The following is a 14,202-nucleotide window of genomic DNA, read 5'->3' as shown; positions in this document are numbered from 1 at the left end:
CTACCAGGCCGGAGGCAGTTCGGCGAAGCCGCGCGGGGCGTCGGCCTCGCGCGCGAACGTGGTCATCTCGTAGGCCGTCGGGTCGGCGAACAGCGCACGCAGCAGCGTGTTGTTCAGCGCGTGCCCGCCCTTGAACGAGGTGTAGCTCGCCAGCAGCGCATGGCCGGCGATGTGCAGGTCGCCGATGGCGTCGAGCAGCTTGTGCTTCACGAACTCGTCGTCGTAGCGCAGCCCGTCGGCATTGAGCACACGGTGGTCGTCGACCACGATCGCGTTGTCCATGCTGCCGCCCAGCGTCAGGCCGCGTGCGCGCATCGCGTCCACGTCCTTGGCGAAACCGAAGGTGCGCGCGCGCGCGATGTCGCGCTGGTACTGGCCCTCGCCGAACTCGAACTCCACGCGCTGGCCGGTCTGGCTCACCGCCGGGTGATCGAACACGATCTCGAACGCGAGCTTGTAGCCATGATAGGGCTCGAGGCGGGCCCACTTGGCACCGGGCCCCTCGCCGTCGCGAACTTCCACGGTCTTCAGCACGCGGATGAAGCGCTTGGGCGCCTTCTGCAGCTCAATGCCCGCGTTCTGCAGCAGGAACACGAAGCTGGAGGCCGAACCGTCGAGGATCGGCATCTCGTCGGCCGTGATGTCCGCCAGTAGGTTGTCGATGCCCAGTCCGGCGCAGGCCGACATGAAGTGCTCGATCGTCTGCACCTTCGGGCCGCCCGGGTCGCCGCCGGGCGAGATGCTGGAGGCCATGCGCGTGTCGCACACCGCGTCGAAGCGCGCCGGGATGTCCACCGGGCTCGGCAGGTCCACCCGACGGAACACGATGCCCGTGTCGGGTGCCGCCGGCCGCAGCGTGAGCTCGACCCGCTGCCCGCTGTGCACGCCCACCCCGACGGCGCGCGTGATCGACTTCAGGGTGCGTTGCTGCAGCATGCTGTCATTGTAAAAAGCGCGGCCCCGACCGGCTTGCAGGGCCGCGCTATCACCTTGTTAGCGAGATCCACTCGCCGCTTGCGCACGCACCACCCCACCGAGCGGACGCCGCGGGCCGGCTCCGCCGGCCCGCCAGCATCGCCCCCTCGAGGGGGAGCGGCGCAGCCGCAACGGGGGTGGTCGTCATCAATCGGCTTGCTTGCGCAGGAACGCCGGGATCTCGATCTCGTCCATGCCGTTGCTCGCCAGCGCATCCACCTTCGCCGCGGCCTGGGTCCGCCCGCTGCGCCACACGCTCGGCACCTGCATGCCGGCATAGTCGTGCTGGGTCGGTGCGGCGGACAGCCCGCCCTGCGTGTGCAGCGGCTGGTTCAGCACCGGGATGTTGTCGGTGCCGGTCCGCTGCAGCGTGGCGTTGTGCACCACCGTCATCGGCGCCTGCACGCGGCGAGCCGGCGCGAGTCCGGTGGCGATCACGGTCACGCGCAGCTGGTCGCCCAGGCTCTCGTCGTAGGCAGCGCCGAAGATCACGTGGGCGTCTTCCGCGGCGTAGCGGCGGATGGTGTTCATCGCGTTCTTGCTCTCGCTCAGCTTCAGGCTGGCACGGCTTGCCGCGATCAGCACCAGCACGCCGCGCGCACCCGACAGGTCGATGCCCTCGAGCAACGGGCAGGCCACAGCCGCGTCGGCCGCCTTGTTGGCGCGGTCGGGGCCGGTCGCGATGGCGGTGCCCATCATCGCCTTGCCGGGCTCGCTCATCACCGTCTTCACGTCCTCGAAGTCGACGTTGATCGACGCGTCGATGTGGATGATGTCGGCGATGCCGCCCACGGCGTTCTTCAGCACGTCGTTGGCCTGCTTGAAGGCCTGGTCCTGCGACACGTCGTCGCCCAGCACCTCGAGCAGCTTCTCGTTCAGCACCACGATCAGCGAGTCGACGTTCGCTTCCAGCTCCTGCAGGCCGGCCTCGGCCTGCTTCATGCGCCGGCCACCCTCGAAGTCGAAGGGCTTGGTCACCACGCCCACCGTCAGGATGCCCATCTCCTTGGCCACGCGCGCGATCACCGGCGCGGCGCCGGTGCCGGTGCCGCCGCCCATGCCGGCGGTCAGGAAGATCATGTTGGCGCCCGCGATCGCGTCGCGGATGCGGCCCTCGGCCTCGTCGGCCGCGGCCTTGCCGGCGGCCGGCTTGGAGCCCGCACCCAGGCCGGTGCTGCCGAGCTGGATGAGCTGGTCGGCCTTGGAGCGGTGCAGCGCCTGCGCGTCGGTGTTCGCGCAGATGAACTCCACGCCCTGCACGCCTTCGTTGATCATGTGCTCGACAGCATTGCCGCCGCCGCCGCCCACGCCGATCACCTTGATCTTCGTGCCGAGCTCGAATTCCTCAATCATCTCGATGGCCATGGTGGACCTCCTTCGTCTGATGCAGTTGCCGGTTGAAAACGTGGGCTGGATGACGCCCTAAAAATTCCCGATGAACCAATCCTTGACGCGGCCGAACAGGGTCTGGACCGACCCCGCCTGCTGCGCTGCCTTCATGCCGCGCGTGCGCGCGAGCCTCGCCTCTTCGAGCAAGCCCATCACGGTGGCCGAGCGCGGGCTCGCCACCATGTCTGACAGTGCGCCGGCGTAGGTGGGCAGCCCCTTCCTCACCGGCTTCAGAAAGATGTCCTCGCCCAGCTCGACCATGCCGGGCATCACCGCGGTGCCACCGGTGAGCACGATGCCGCTGGACAGCAGCTCCTCGTAGCCGCTCTCGCGGATGACCTGGTGCACCAGCGAGAAGATCTCCTCGACGCGCGGTTCGATCACGCCGGCCAGCGCCTGGCGGCTGAGCATGCGCGGGCCACGATCGCCGAGCCCCGGCACCTCGACCTGCTCGTTCGGGTCGGCCAGCAGCTGCTTGGCCACGCCATGCTCGACCTTGATCTCCTCGGCGTCCTTGGTCGGCGTGCGCAGCGCCATCGCGATGTCGCTGGTGATCAGGTCGCCGGCGATCGGGATCACCGCGGTGTGGCGCACCGAGCCGTCGGTGAAGATGCTCACGTCGGTGGTGCCGGCGCCGATGTCGACCAGCGCGACGCCGAGGTCCTTCTCGTCGTCGGTCAGCACCGCGTGGCTGGAGGCGCTGGGGTTGAGCACCAGCATGTCCACTTCCAGCCCGCAGCGGCGCACGCACTTGATGATGTTCTCGGCCGCGCTCTGCGCGCCGGTCACGATGTGCACCTTGACCTCGAGGCGGCCGCCGCTCATGCCGATCGGCTCCTTGACCTCGTGGCCGTCGATCACGAACTCCTGCGCCTCGACCAGCAGCATGCGCTGGTCGTTCGGGATGTTGATCGCCTTGGCGGTCTCGATGACGCGGGCCACGTCGACCGGCGTGACCTCCTTGTCGCGCACAATCACCATGCCGGTGGAGTTCTGGCCGCGGATGTGGCTGCCGGTGATGCCGGTGTAGACGCGCGTGATCTTGCAGTCGGCCATCATCTCGGCCTCCTTCAAGGCCTGCTGGATGGACTGCACCGTCGCGTCGATGTTCACCACCACGCCACGCTTGAGCCCATGGGCCGGCGCGGTGCCGATGCCGGCGACGCGCAGCTCACCCTCGGGCAGCACCTCGGCCACCACCGCCATCACCTTGGCGGTGCCGATGTCGAGCCCGACGACGAGATCCTTGTATTCCTTGGCCATGTGCTTCCCGCCTTTTCCTTCTATTTCCTGCCTGCCGCCGCCGTCGGCGCCGCCGTGCCGATGCCCTTGAGCCGCAGCGCGTAGCCGTCGGCGTGGCGCAGGTCGGCGTACGCCAGCGGGCGCTCGTAGCGCGCCGTCAGCTGCGGCACGGTGCCCACGAAGGCCTGCACCCGCGCCATCACCTCGTCCTCGCCGCCACGGCCGAGCTCGACCTGCGCGCCGCTGTCCAGCTCGGCGCGCCAGGAACCGCGCGCGCTCATCGCCAGCGTCTCGATGCGCGCGCCGATGGCCTCGAACGCCGGCACCAGCCGCCGGTACATCGCGAGCATCGACGCCGAACTGCCCTCCGGCCCCTGCAGCACCGGCAGGTTCTCGTCCTCGACGTCGCCCGGGTTCGCCTCGAACACCTCGCCCTGCACGTTGACCAGCTTGTCGTCGCCGTCCTCCTGGTGCCACCAGGCGGCGACGTGGTGCTCCTCGAGGCGCACCGCCAGCCGGTTCGGCCACACCCGCTGCACCGCAGCCCGCCGCACCCAGGGCACGGACTGGAAGGCCTCCTGGGCCTGCGCGAGATCGAGGCTGAAGAAGTTGCCGCTCAGCTTGGGCATCGCATTGGCGCGGATCGTGGTCACGCTGTTGCGTGCCACCTCGCCCTCCACGCGAACGCCGCGCAGCGTGAACAGCGGCGCCCGCAGCGCCCAGGTCAGCAGCAGCCCGATGAAGGCCAGCAGCGCGAACGCGAACAGCACGCTGGCGCCGGCGCGCATCAGGCGCACATCGGCCGGCAGCGGCTGCGGCTTCGCGGGGAGGCGGGGTCGGCGGGCCATGAGGGGCTCAGGCGTCGAGCGCCGCTCCTTGCAGGATGTGCAGGCACAGCTGCTCGTAGCCGAGGCCCGCGGCCTTGGCCGACATCGGCACCAGCGAATGCCCGGTCATGCCCGGCGAGGTGTTCATCTCCAGCAGGAAGGGCCTGCGGTCGCTGGCACGGATCATCAGGTCGGCCCGGCCCCAGCCGCGGCAGCCCAGCGCGCGGTAGGCGGCCAGCACGATGCGCTGGATCTCGGCCTCCTCGTCCGCGGGCAGGCCGCTCGGACAGAGGTACTTCACCTCGTCGGTGAAGTACTTGTTCTGGTAGTCGTAGCCGGCCTCGGGCGGCACGATGCGGATCACCGGCAGCGCGCGCGCCGTGTCGCCTTCGCCCAGCACCGGGCAGGTGACCTCGGCGCCGTCGATGAACTCCTCGCACAGCACGTCGGGGTCGTGGCTCGCCGACAGCTTCACGGCGTCCTGCATCTGCGAGTAGCCGAGCACCTTGGTGACGCCGATCGACGAGCCCTCGCGCGGCGGCTTCACGATCAGCGGCAGGCCCAGTTCGTCGGGCACCGCGACCACCCGCTCGGGCGTCTGCTGGTCGGGCGCGAGCCGCACGTAGCGCGGCGTCGGCAGCCCTTCGGCCAGCCACACGCGCTTGGTCATGATCTTGTCCATCGCGATCGCGCTCGCCATCACGCCCGAGCCGGTGTAGGGGATGCGCAGCAGCTCCAGCGCGCCCTGCACCGTGCCGTCCTCGCCGTGCCGGCCGTGCAGCGCGATGAAGCAGCGCTGGAAGCCCTGGCGCCGCAGCTCGACCAGGTCGTGATCCTTCGGATCGAAGGCATGGGCATCGACGCCGGCGTCCTGCAGCGCCTTCAGGACGCCACCGCCGGACATCAGCGAGATGTCGCGTTCGGCCGAGGTGCCACCCATCAGCACGGCGACCTTGCCGAAGGACTTGGGATCGGGGGTGGCACTCATGCGTGGGCTCCCAGCAACTCGACCACCTGGCCGGGCACGGCGCCGATCGAGCCCGCCCCCATGGTGATCACCACATCGCCGTCCTGCACGTTGTCGGCGATGGCCTGCGGCATCGCCGCGATCTCGTCCACGAACACCGGTTCGAGCTTGCCGCCGACCCGCAGCGCACGGGTCAGCGCGCGCCCGTCGGCGGCCACGATCGGCGCTTCGCCGGCGGCGTAGACCTCGCCCAGCAGCACCGCGTCGGCGCCACCCATCACCTTGACGAAGTCCTCGAAACAGTCGCGCGTGCGGGTGTAGCGGTGCGGCTGGAAGGCGATCACCAGGCGGCGCCCCGGGAAGGCGCCGCGCGCCGCGGCGATCACCGCGGCCATCTCCACCGGGTGGTGGCCGTAGTCGTCGATCAGCGTGAAGCGCCCACCGGCCGGCGCCGGCAGCTCGCCGTAGCGCTGGAAGCGCCGGCCCACGCCGTCGAAGGCGGCCAGTGCCTTCTGCACCGGCGCATCGGGCAGCTCCAGTTCGGCCGCCACCGCGATGACCGCCAGCGCGTTGAGCACGTTGTGCCGGCCCGGCAGATTGAGCGTGATCGGCAGGTCGGGCATCACCACGCCGTTGCGGCGCTGCGCGGTGAAGCGCATCTGGCCCCCCGGCAGCGCCAGCACGTCGACCGCGCGGATCTGCGCATCCTCGCCGAAGCCGTAGCTCACCACCGGCCGCGAGATCATCGGGATGATGGAGCGCACGCCGGGGTCGTCGCCGCAGATGATGGCCGCGCCGTAGAACGGCATGCGGTGGAGGAATTCGAGGAAGGCGTGCTTCAGTCGGCCGAGGTCGTGGCCGTAGGTGTCCATGTGGTCGGCGTCGATGTTGGTCACGACGCTCAGCACCGGCAGCAGGTTCAGGAACGAGGCGTCCGACTCGTCCGCCTCGACCACGATGTAGTCGCCCGCGCCCAGCCGCGAGTTGGCGCCGGCGCTGTTGAGCCGCCCGCCGATCACGAAGGTCGGGTCCAACCCGGCCTCGGCCAGCACGCTGGCGACCAGCGAGGTGGTGGTGGTCTTGCCGTGCGTACCGGCGATCGCGATGCCCTGCTTCAGGCGCATCAGCTCAGCCAGCATCACCGCGCGCGGCACCACCGGCACGCGCTTCGCGCGCGCGGCGATCACCTCGGGGTTGTCGCCCTTCACCGCGGTCGACGTGACCACCGCCTCGGCGCCGGCGATGTGCGCGGCGTCGTGGCCGATCGCCACGCGGATGCCCAGCGAAGCCAGCCGCCGCGTCGTCGCGCCGTCGCTCTGGTCCGAGCCCGACACCCGGTAGCCGAGGTTGTGCAGGATCTCGGCGATGCCGCTCATGCCGGCGCCGCCGATGCCCACAAAATGGATGTGCTTGACCGCGTGTTTCATGACAACCCCTCGTCCGACGAGCACGTCGGCCGATCCCCCGAGGGGATACGGGCCGGCTTGGGGCGGCCCGGCGCTCGGCCCGCGTGCGCAAACGTCCGCAGGTTCATCACGGCACCTCCTTCCGCACGAGACGCTCGATCTCGTCGGCCACGCGCGCCGCGGCGCGCGGGCGCGACAGCGCGCGCGCCTTCTCGGCCATGCCCAGCAGTTGCGGCCGGTCCAGCGTGCGCAGCCGCTCGGCCAGCGCCTGCGGCGTCAGCTCGCTCTGCGGCAGGTGGATCGCCGCACCGTGCTGCGCCATGTAGAGCGCGTTGTCGCGCTGGTGCGAGGTGGTGCTCACGATCAGCGGCACCAGCACGCTGGCCACGCCGGCCGCGCACAGCTCGCTGACCGTCACCGCGCCGGCCCGGCAGATCACCACGTCGCAGTGCGCCAGCCGCGCGGCCATGTCGTCGATGAAGGCCAGCACCTCGACCCCGTCGTCGATGCCCGCGGCCGCATAGGCCGCCTTCACGCCGTCGCGGTTGAGCTGGCCGGTCTGGTGCAGCACGCGCGGCCGTTCCGCGGGCGCCAGCAGGGCCAGCGCCTGCGGCAGGGTCTCGTTGAGCACGCGCGCCCCCAGGCTGCCACCGACCACCAGCACGCGCAGCGGTCCTTCGCGCCCGGCATAGCGCACCGGCGGCTCGGGCAGTGTCTCGATCTCGGCACGCACCGGATTGCCGGTGACGACCGCCTGCCTCGTGGTGGCTGCCGCGGCGCCGTCGAAGCCGAAGGCGATGCGGTCGGCCACCGGCTTCAGCGCGCGGTTGCTCATCAGCAGCGCCGCATCGGCATTGACCAGGATCAGCGGTTTGCCCAGCAGCGAGGCCATCAGCCCGCCGGGGAAGCACACATAGCCGCCCATGCCCAGCACCGCGGTGGTGGCGCGGCGGCGCAGGATCTTCACGCAGGCCGCGAACGCGCCCAGCAGCCGCAGGCCGCCGGTCAGCGTGTGCAGCAGGCCCTTGCCACGCAGCCCGCTGAAGGCGATGGTGTCCATCTCGATGCCCGACTCGGCGGCCGGCGGCACGAGGCGGTTCTCCATGCCCTGCGTGGTGCCCAGCCAGCTGACGGTCCAGCCGCGGTGCTGCATCTCCTGCGCCACGGCCAGGCCGGGAATGATGTGGCCGCCGGTGCCGGCGGCCATGACGACGAGGTGGCGCTGGGTCATGGCGTGACTCCTGCGCTCGCCTGCTGCGTCGTTGCGATCGCGCGATCCGCGGCGCCTTGCCGGCAGGCCTGAGCCCGGCGAGGCAGCGCGCCGGTCCCGCCCGGCGGGCGGGTAACTTTCTTTTGCTGGCTCAAAAGAAAGTCACCAAAGAAAAAAGCCCAACACGATCCGTCCGTCTTGTCTGCAAAAACGGCTCGGTCTTTGAAGACCACCGACTTGCAACGACCGCGCCCTGTATGCAGGTGCTCGGGCCAAATGTGTTTTTGGCCCTTTGCTTTGGTTACTTTCATTTGGGCCAGCAAATGAAAGTGACTCGCCCTGCCGGGGCGAGACCCGGCGCGCTGCCACGCACGACGCCGTGCCATGCCAACGCGACCGGCCATGAACGGCTGCAAGCGTGCGGCCATCATCACGCGCGCCCTCCCCGCATGAGCTGTCGATTCTCGATATCGACCCGCAACACGATCGCCAACGCCACGCAGTTCATCAGGATCGCCGATCCGCCATAGCTCATCAGCGGCAGCGTCAGACCCTTGGTCGGCAGCACGCCGAGGTTCACGCCCATGTTGATGAAGGCCTGGCCGCCCATCCAGATGCCGATGCCCTGCGCCAGCAGCCCGGAGAACACGCGGTCGAGCGCGATCGCCTGGCGGCCGATGTGGAAGATGCGGCGCGTGAGCCAGAAGAAGGCGGCGATCACCAGGGCCACGCCGACGAAGCCCAGCTCCTCGCCGATCACCGCCAGCAGGAAGTCGGTGTGCGCCTCCGGCAGGTAGTGCAGCTTCTCGACGCTGGAGCCCAGGCCCTGGCCGAAGATCTCGCCGCGGCCCAGCGCGATCAGCGAATGCGTGAGCTGGTAGCCCTTGCCCTGCGCGTACAGCGGGTCCCAGGGGCTGAGGAAGGCCAGGATGCGCTCGGCCCGCCAGGGGCTCGCGATGATCATCGACACGAAGGCGCCCAGCAGCACCGCGATGCTGAGCAGGAACATGCGGCCGTTCACGCCGCCGAGGAACAGGATGCCCATCGCGATGGCCGCGATGACGATGAAGGCGCCCATGTCGGGCTCGGCCAGCAGCAGCACGCCGATCACCGCCAGCGCGGCCGCCATCGGCGCCACGGCACGCGTGAAGTGCTCCTTGATCTCCATCTTGCGCACCATGTAGCTGGCGGCGTACATGGCGATGCCCAGCTTGGCCAGTTCGCTGGGCTGGAAGCTCATGAAGCCCAGCGGGATCCAGCGCCGCGCGCCCTTGCTGGCGCGCCCGATGTGCGGAATGAGCACCAGCACCAGCAGCACCAGCGCGGCCACGAACAGCCAGGGCGCCCAGCGCTCCCACAGCCGCAGCGGCACCTGCACCACCGCGAGCGACGCGCCCAGCGCGATCAGCAGGCCGAAGGCATGGCGCACCATCAGGTAGTGGTGGGTCGGCGCGACGCGCGCGGTGCGCGGGTCGTCCGGCAGCGCGATCGAGGTCGAATAGACCATCACCAGGCCGAGCGCGAGCAGCGCGATCACCACGCACACCATCATCTGGTCGAAGCCCAGCAGGCGCGCCGGCTGGCCGTTCGACACGCTGACCCAGTCGCGGATCGGCAGCGCCTCGCTGCCCGGGCCACGGCCCAGCCAGCGCGCCAGGCGCTCCTTGAGCGCGGCCAGCCCCGAGCGGGCACCGACGGCGGCGGCCGACGCGGCGCGGCTCATGCCGTCTCCCCGTGCTCGCACGCCAGCTCGCGCACGGTGTCGCAGAACACCTCGGCGCGCTGCGCGTAGTTGCGGAACATGTCCAGGCTGGCGCAGGCCGGGCTCAGCAGCACGGCGTCGCCGGCGCGCGCCTGCTCGAAGCACCATCGGGTGGCGGCCTGCAGCGTGTCGTGCCGCGCCAGCGGCACGCTGCCGGTGCCGAGCACCGCCTCGATCGTCGGCGCATCGCGGCCGATCAGCGCGACCGCGCGTGCATGGCGCGCCACGGGCGCGACCAGCGGCGCGAAGTCCTGCCCCTTGCCGTCGCCGCCGAGGATCACCACCAGCTTGGCCGGCGCCTTGTCGGCGCCCAGGCCCTCGAGCGCGGCCACCGTGGCGCCGACGTTGGTGCCCTTGCTGTCGTCGTAGGCCTCGACACCGCCGACCGTCGCGATGAACTCCACGCGGTGCGGCTCGCCGCCGTACTCGCGCAGGCCGTGCAGCATCGGCGCCAGCGGCCGGCCGACGGCCGTGGCCAGCGCCAGCGCGGCCAGGGCATTGGCGGCGTTGTGGCGGCCGCGGATGCGCAGCGCATCGGCCGGCATCAGGCGCTGCAGGTGGATCTCCTCGTCCTCGGTGTCGCCCTTGCGGCGCTTGATCGTCTCGTCGGCCTCCAGCGCGCGCACCAGCCAGGCCATGCCGTTCTCGACCACCAGCCCGTAGTCGCCGGGGCGCTGCGGCGCATCGAGCCCGAAGCGGACCACCTTGCGCGCCAGCGGCTTCGCGAAGCGGCCTTTCTGCGGCAGCGGCGCCGGGACCAGGGCCTCGACCTGCACGTCGTCGCGGTTGACCACCATCGTGCAGCCCCAGGCATCGGCCGGGCCGTAGATGCGCGCCTTCGCCGCGGCATAGGCCGGCATCGAGCCGTGCCAGTCGAGGTGGTCCTGCGTGATGTTCAGCACCACCGCGGCATCCGGCACGAAACCGCGCACGCCGTCGAGCTGGAAGCTCGACAGCTCCAGCACCCAGGCCTCGGGCAGGTGCTCGAACACCGGCGCCGCGGGCGGCGGCGGGGCGAGCTGCAGCGGGGCATCGTCGTCGGGGGGGGCGTCCGGGGACGAGCCCTCACCCCGGCCCTCTCCCACCGGCGCGGGAGAGGGAGGAGGAGGTTCGTCTCCCTCTCCCGCCAGGGCGGGAGAGGGTTGGGGTGAGGGGCATTCCGGCTCCCCTTCCTGCTCCAGCGCCGCCGCCAGCGTGCCCAGCATCGTCGGGCCCACGTTGCCGGCCACCGCCACCCGCAGACCGCTGCGCTCGACCAGCAGGCCGCACATCACCGTGGTGGTGGTCTTGCCGTTGGTGCCGGTGATGGCGATCACCTTGGGTGCGTAGCCGCGCTCGGCCTTCAGCCCGGCCAGCGCCTGCGCGAACAGGTCGAGCTCGCCCTCGACCGGCACGCCGAGCTCGGCCGCGCGCGCCAGCAGCGGCGCCAGCGCCGGGTCCAGCGGCGACAGGCCCGGGCTCTTCAGCACGCGCTGCACGCCGTCCAGCAGGTCGGCGTCGAAGCCGTGGTGCAGCGTCGCACCCGGCAGCGCCTGGGCCAGCGCCGCGGCCTGCGGCGGCGCCTCGCGGCTGTCGGCCACGCGCACCGCGGCGCCCTGGCGCGCGCACCACTGCGCCATCGCGAGGCCCGAGTCGCCGAGGCCCAGCACGAGCACGGTCTGGTGTTCCAGAGGTTTCATCGGCGTCGGTTCAGCGCAGCTTCAGGCTGGACAGCCCGACCAGGCACAGCAGCATGGTGATGATCCAGAAGCGCACGACGACCTGCGTCTCCTTCCAGCCCGATTTCTCGAAGTGGTGGTGCAGCGGCGCCATCAGCAGGATGCGCCGTCCGGCACCGTAGCGCCGCTTCGTGTACTTGAACCAGGTGACCTGCGCCATCACGGACAGCGCCTCCAGCACGAAGATGCCGCCCATGATCGCCAGCACCACCTCCTGGCGCACGATGACCGCGATGGTGCCGAGCGCGCCGCCCAGTGCGAGCGCGCCCACGTCGCCCATGAACACCTGCGCCGGGTAGGCGTTGAACCACAGGAAGGCCAGCCCCGCGCCGGCCATCGCGGCGCAGAAGATCATCAGCTCGCCGGCGCCGGGAATGTGCGGCAGCAGCAGGTAGTTGGCGTACACCGAGCTGCCGGTCGCGTAGGCGAAGATGCCGAGCGCCGAGCCCACCATCACCACCGGCATGATCGCCAGGCCATCGAGGCCGTCGGTCAGGTTGACCGCGTTGCTGCTGCCCACGATCACCACGTAGGTCAGGAAGATGAAGCCGAACACGCCCAGCGGGTAGCTGATGCTCTTGAAGAAGGGCACGATCAGGTCGGCCTTGGGCGGCAGGTCGTTCGAGAAGCCGCTCTGCACCCAGCGGATGAACAGCTCCAGCACGCGCAGGTTGGAGGTCTCGGACACGCTGAACGCCAGGTAGAGCGCGGCCACCAAGCCGATCAGCGACTGCCAGAAGTACTTCTCGCGCGAGCGCATGCCCTCGGGGTTCTTGTCGACCACCTTGCGCCAGTCGTCGACCCAGCCGATCGCGCCGAAGCCGAAGGTCACGATCATCACGATCCAGACGAAGCGGTTGCTCCAGTCGAACCACAGCAGCGTGCTGATCGCGATGGCCAGCAGGATCAGCGCGCCGCCCATCGTCGGCGTGCCCTGCTTCACCATGTGCTCGGCGACGCCGTACTCGCGGATCGGCTGGCCGATCTTCAGCTCGGTGAGCCGCCGGATCACGATCGGGCCGAGCGCCAGGCCGATCAGCAGGGCCGTCATCGCCGCCATCACGGCGCGGAAGGTGAGGTACTGGAACACGCGCAGGAAGCCGAGCTGCTCGGGGTAGAGCAGTTGCAGCCATTGCGACAGGGAGATCAGCATGAAGTTCGGTGCCTTCGGTTCAGTGCGGGGTGGGCGACGCGGCGCCGGCGGCCTGCAGCGCGGCGATCACCTGCTCCATCTTCATGAAGCGCGAGCCCTTGACGACGATGGACGCCGCGTCCGGGGCCGCGTGAGTGCCCGGACCCAGCGCCGCGATCAACTCGGCCACGCTCGCGTGGGCCCGTGCGGCCGGGCCGAAGGCAGCGGCGGCGGCGGCGCTGGCGCCGCCGGCGGTCCACAGCGCGTCGATGCCGCACGCGGCCGCATAGCGGCCGACCTCGGCGTGGAAGGCCGGGCCCTGGTCGCCGACCTCGCCCATGTCGCCCAGCACCAGCCAGCGCGGGCCAGGCAGCGTGGCCAGCACGTCGATCGCCGCGCGCACCGAGTCGGGGTTGGCGTTGTAGCTGTCGTCCACCAGCGTCACCGTGCGGCCACCGCGCTGCAGGGCCTTGACCTGCGAGCGGCCCTTCACCGGCTCGAAGGCCTCGAGGCCGCGCGCCACCGCCTCCAGCGGGCAGCCCGCCGCCAGGGCGCAGGCGGTCGCGGCGAGCGCGTTCTTCACGTTGTGCCAGCCGGCCACACGCAGGCGGATCGCGGTGGCGCCGGCCGGCGTGTGCAGGACCGTCGCCCAGTGGTCGCCGCTCCACACCGCCTCGGCCACCAGATCGGACGGGCCCTCGAGCGAGAACGTCAGCGTCGGCCGCGTGCCGGCCAGCGCCTGCCACAGCGCGGCATGCGCGTCGTCGGACGGGAAGACCGCCGTGCCGCTGGCGCCCAGCGCCTCGATCACGCTGCCGTTCTCGCGCGCCACCGCCTCCACGCCAGCCATGAACTCCTGGTGCTCGCGCTGCGCGTTGTTGACCAGCGCCACCGTCGGCGCGGCCATGCGCGCGAGCTCGGCGATCTCGCCGGCGTGGTTCATGCCCAGCTCCACCACCGCGGCGCGGTGCCAGGTGTCGCCGTCCTGGCGCAGCCGCAGCAGCGTGAGCGGCACGCCGATGTCGTTGTTGAAGTTGCCCTCGGTCGCGAACGCTGCGTCGCCGACCCAGGCGCGTAGGATGCTCGCGATCATCTGCGTGACGGTGGTCTTGCCGTTGCTGCCGGTCACGGCGATCAGCGGCAGGCTCATGCGCGCACGCCAGTTCGCGCCCAGCGTGCCGAGCGCGGCACGGCTGTCGGCCACCTGCAGCCCGGCCAGGCCAGCCTCGGCGAGACCGTGCTCGGCGATCGCCGCCACCGCGCCGGCGGCGCGCGCCTGCGGCAGGAAGTCGTGCGCGTCGAAGCGTTCGCCCTTGAGCGCAACGAACAGGTCGCCGGCGCGCAGCGTGCGGGTGTCGCTGTGCACGCGCAGCAGCGGCGTGGCCGGGTCGCCGACCAGCGTCGAGCCCGGCAGCAGGGTGTGCGCGAGCGCCAGATCCATCATCACGCGCATGACGACCCCTCGTCCGCCGGGTACGTCGGCCGATCCCCAGGGGCCGCGAGGGGCCCCTTCGTGGGCCCTGGGATGCGGGCCGGCTTGGGAGCGGCCCGGCGCTCGACCCGCCGCGTCGTGA

Annotated in this window: 11 protein-coding genes; all 11 read right to left on the bottom strand. The window is 70.9% G+C overall.

The window, feature by feature from the left end; all coding sequences use genetic code 11:
• Window positions 1-936, bottom strand: coding sequence for a UDP-3-O-acyl-N-acetylglucosamine deacetylase (lpxC, locus tag C1M51_RS11555; RefSeq protein WP_011828068.1), 936 nt, complete (start codon window positions 934-936; stop codon window positions 1-3).
• Window positions 937-1,122: 186 nt separating this feature from the next.
• Complete coding sequence (gene ftsZ, locus C1M51_RS11550; protein WP_129449931.1) at window positions 1,123-2,340, bottom strand: cell division protein FtsZ; 1,218 nt, start codon at window positions 2,338-2,340, stop codon at window positions 1,123-1,125.
• Between the two features lie 57 nt (window positions 2,341-2,397).
• The gene (gene ftsA / locus C1M51_RS11545) at window positions 2,398-3,627 is read right to left on the bottom strand and encodes a cell division protein FtsA (protein ID WP_011828066.1); all 1,230 of its coding nucleotides are present in this window, start codon (window positions 3,625-3,627) and stop codon (window positions 2,398-2,400) included.
• Window positions 3,628-3,647: 20 nt separating this feature from the next.
• Window positions 3,648-4,454, bottom strand: coding sequence for a cell division protein FtsQ/DivIB (locus C1M51_RS11540; RefSeq protein ID WP_129449930.1), 807 nt, complete (start codon window positions 4,452-4,454; stop codon window positions 3,648-3,650).
• A gap of 7 nt (window positions 4,455-4,461) precedes the next feature.
• Window positions 4,462-5,421, bottom strand: a complete 960-nt coding sequence (locus tag C1M51_RS11535) for a D-alanine--D-alanine ligase (RefSeq protein WP_129449928.1) — start codon at window positions 5,419-5,421, stop codon at window positions 4,462-4,464.
• Window positions 5,418-6,827, bottom strand: a complete 1,410-nt coding sequence (gene murC, locus C1M51_RS11530; RefSeq protein ID WP_129449926.1) for a UDP-N-acetylmuramate--L-alanine ligase — start codon at window positions 6,825-6,827, stop codon at window positions 5,418-5,420. The genes C1M51_RS11535 and murC overlap by 4 nt, the downstream gene beginning before the upstream one ends.
• Window positions 6,828-6,933: 106 nt before the next feature.
• The gene (gene murG / locus C1M51_RS11525) at window positions 6,934-8,037 is read right to left on the bottom strand and encodes an undecaprenyldiphospho-muramoylpentapeptide beta-N-acetylglucosaminyltransferase (RefSeq protein WP_129449924.1); all 1,104 of its coding nucleotides are present in this window, start codon (window positions 8,035-8,037) and stop codon (window positions 6,934-6,936) included.
• 409 nt (window positions 8,038-8,446) lie between these two features.
• Window positions 8,447-9,739, bottom strand: a complete 1,293-nt coding sequence (gene ftsW / locus C1M51_RS11520) for a putative lipid II flippase FtsW (RefSeq protein ID WP_129449922.1) — start codon at window positions 9,737-9,739, stop codon at window positions 8,447-8,449.
• Window positions 9,736-11,457: a UDP-N-acetylmuramoyl-L-alanine--D-glutamate ligase gene (gene murD / locus C1M51_RS11515; RefSeq protein WP_129449920.1), complete on the bottom strand. Its 1,722-nt coding sequence runs from the start codon at window positions 11,455-11,457 to the stop codon at window positions 9,736-9,738. Before murD ends, ftsW begins: the two co-directional genes overlap by 4 nt.
• A gap of 10 nt (window positions 11,458-11,467) precedes the next feature.
• Entirely contained in the window at window positions 11,468-12,649 is a 1,182-nt protein-coding gene (gene mraY, locus C1M51_RS11510) for a phospho-N-acetylmuramoyl-pentapeptide-transferase (protein WP_011828059.1), read from the bottom strand.
• Between the two features lie 19 nt (window positions 12,650-12,668).
• Entirely contained in the window at window positions 12,669-14,081 is a 1,413-nt protein-coding gene (gene murF, locus C1M51_RS11505; RefSeq protein ID WP_129449918.1) for a UDP-N-acetylmuramoyl-tripeptide--D-alanyl-D-alanine ligase, read from the bottom strand.
• Window positions 14,082-14,202 lie beyond the last annotated feature (121 nt).

This window comes from Methylibium sp. Pch-M (genome assembly GCF_004136295.1).
Classification (GTDB): Bacteria; Pseudomonadota; Gammaproteobacteria; order Burkholderiales; family Burkholderiaceae_C; genus Methylibium; species Methylibium petroleiphilum.
Note: the sequence above shows the minus strand (reverse complement) of the source record. Positions and strands in the feature narration are given on the sequence as shown.

Bases quoted from the DNA above. Each gene is read 5' to 3' on its own strand.
- ftsA (WP_011828066.1), bottom strand. From the start codon at position 3,627: ATGGCCAAGGAATACAAGGATCTCGTCGTCGGGCTCGACATCGGCACC.
- ftsW (WP_129449922.1), bottom strand. From the start codon at position 9,739: ATGAGCCGCGCCGCGTCGGCCGCCGCCGTCGGTGCCCGCTCGGGGCTG.
- mraY (WP_011828059.1), bottom strand. From the start codon at position 12,649: ATGCTGATCTCCCTGTCGCAATGGCTGCAACTGCTCTACCCCGAGCAG.
- murF (WP_129449918.1), bottom strand. From the start codon at position 14,081: ATGCGCGTGATGATGGATCTGGCGCTCGCGCACACCCTGCTGCCGGGC.
- lpxC (WP_011828068.1), bottom strand. From the start codon at position 936: ATGCTGCAGCAACGCACCCTGAAGTCGATCACGCGCGCCGTCGGGGTG.
- C1M51_RS11535 (WP_129449928.1), bottom strand. From the start codon at position 5,421: ATGAGTGCCACCCCCGATCCCAAGTCCTTCGGCAAGGTCGCCGTGCTG.
- C1M51_RS11540 (WP_129449930.1), bottom strand. From the start codon at position 4,454: ATGGCCCGCCGACCCCGCCTCCCCGCGAAGCCGCAGCCGCTGCCGGCC.
- murD (WP_129449920.1), bottom strand. From the start codon at position 11,457: ATGAAACCTCTGGAACACCAGACCGTGCTCGTGCTGGGCCTCGGCGAC.
- murC (WP_129449926.1), bottom strand. From the start codon at position 6,827: ATGAAACACGCGGTCAAGCACATCCATTTTGTGGGCATCGGCGGCGCC.
- ftsZ (WP_129449931.1), bottom strand. From the start codon at position 2,340: ATGGCCATCGAGATGATTGAGGAATTCGAGCTCGGCACGAAGATCAAG.
- murG (WP_129449924.1), bottom strand. From the start codon at position 8,037: ATGACCCAGCGCCACCTCGTCGTCATGGCCGCCGGCACCGGCGGCCAC.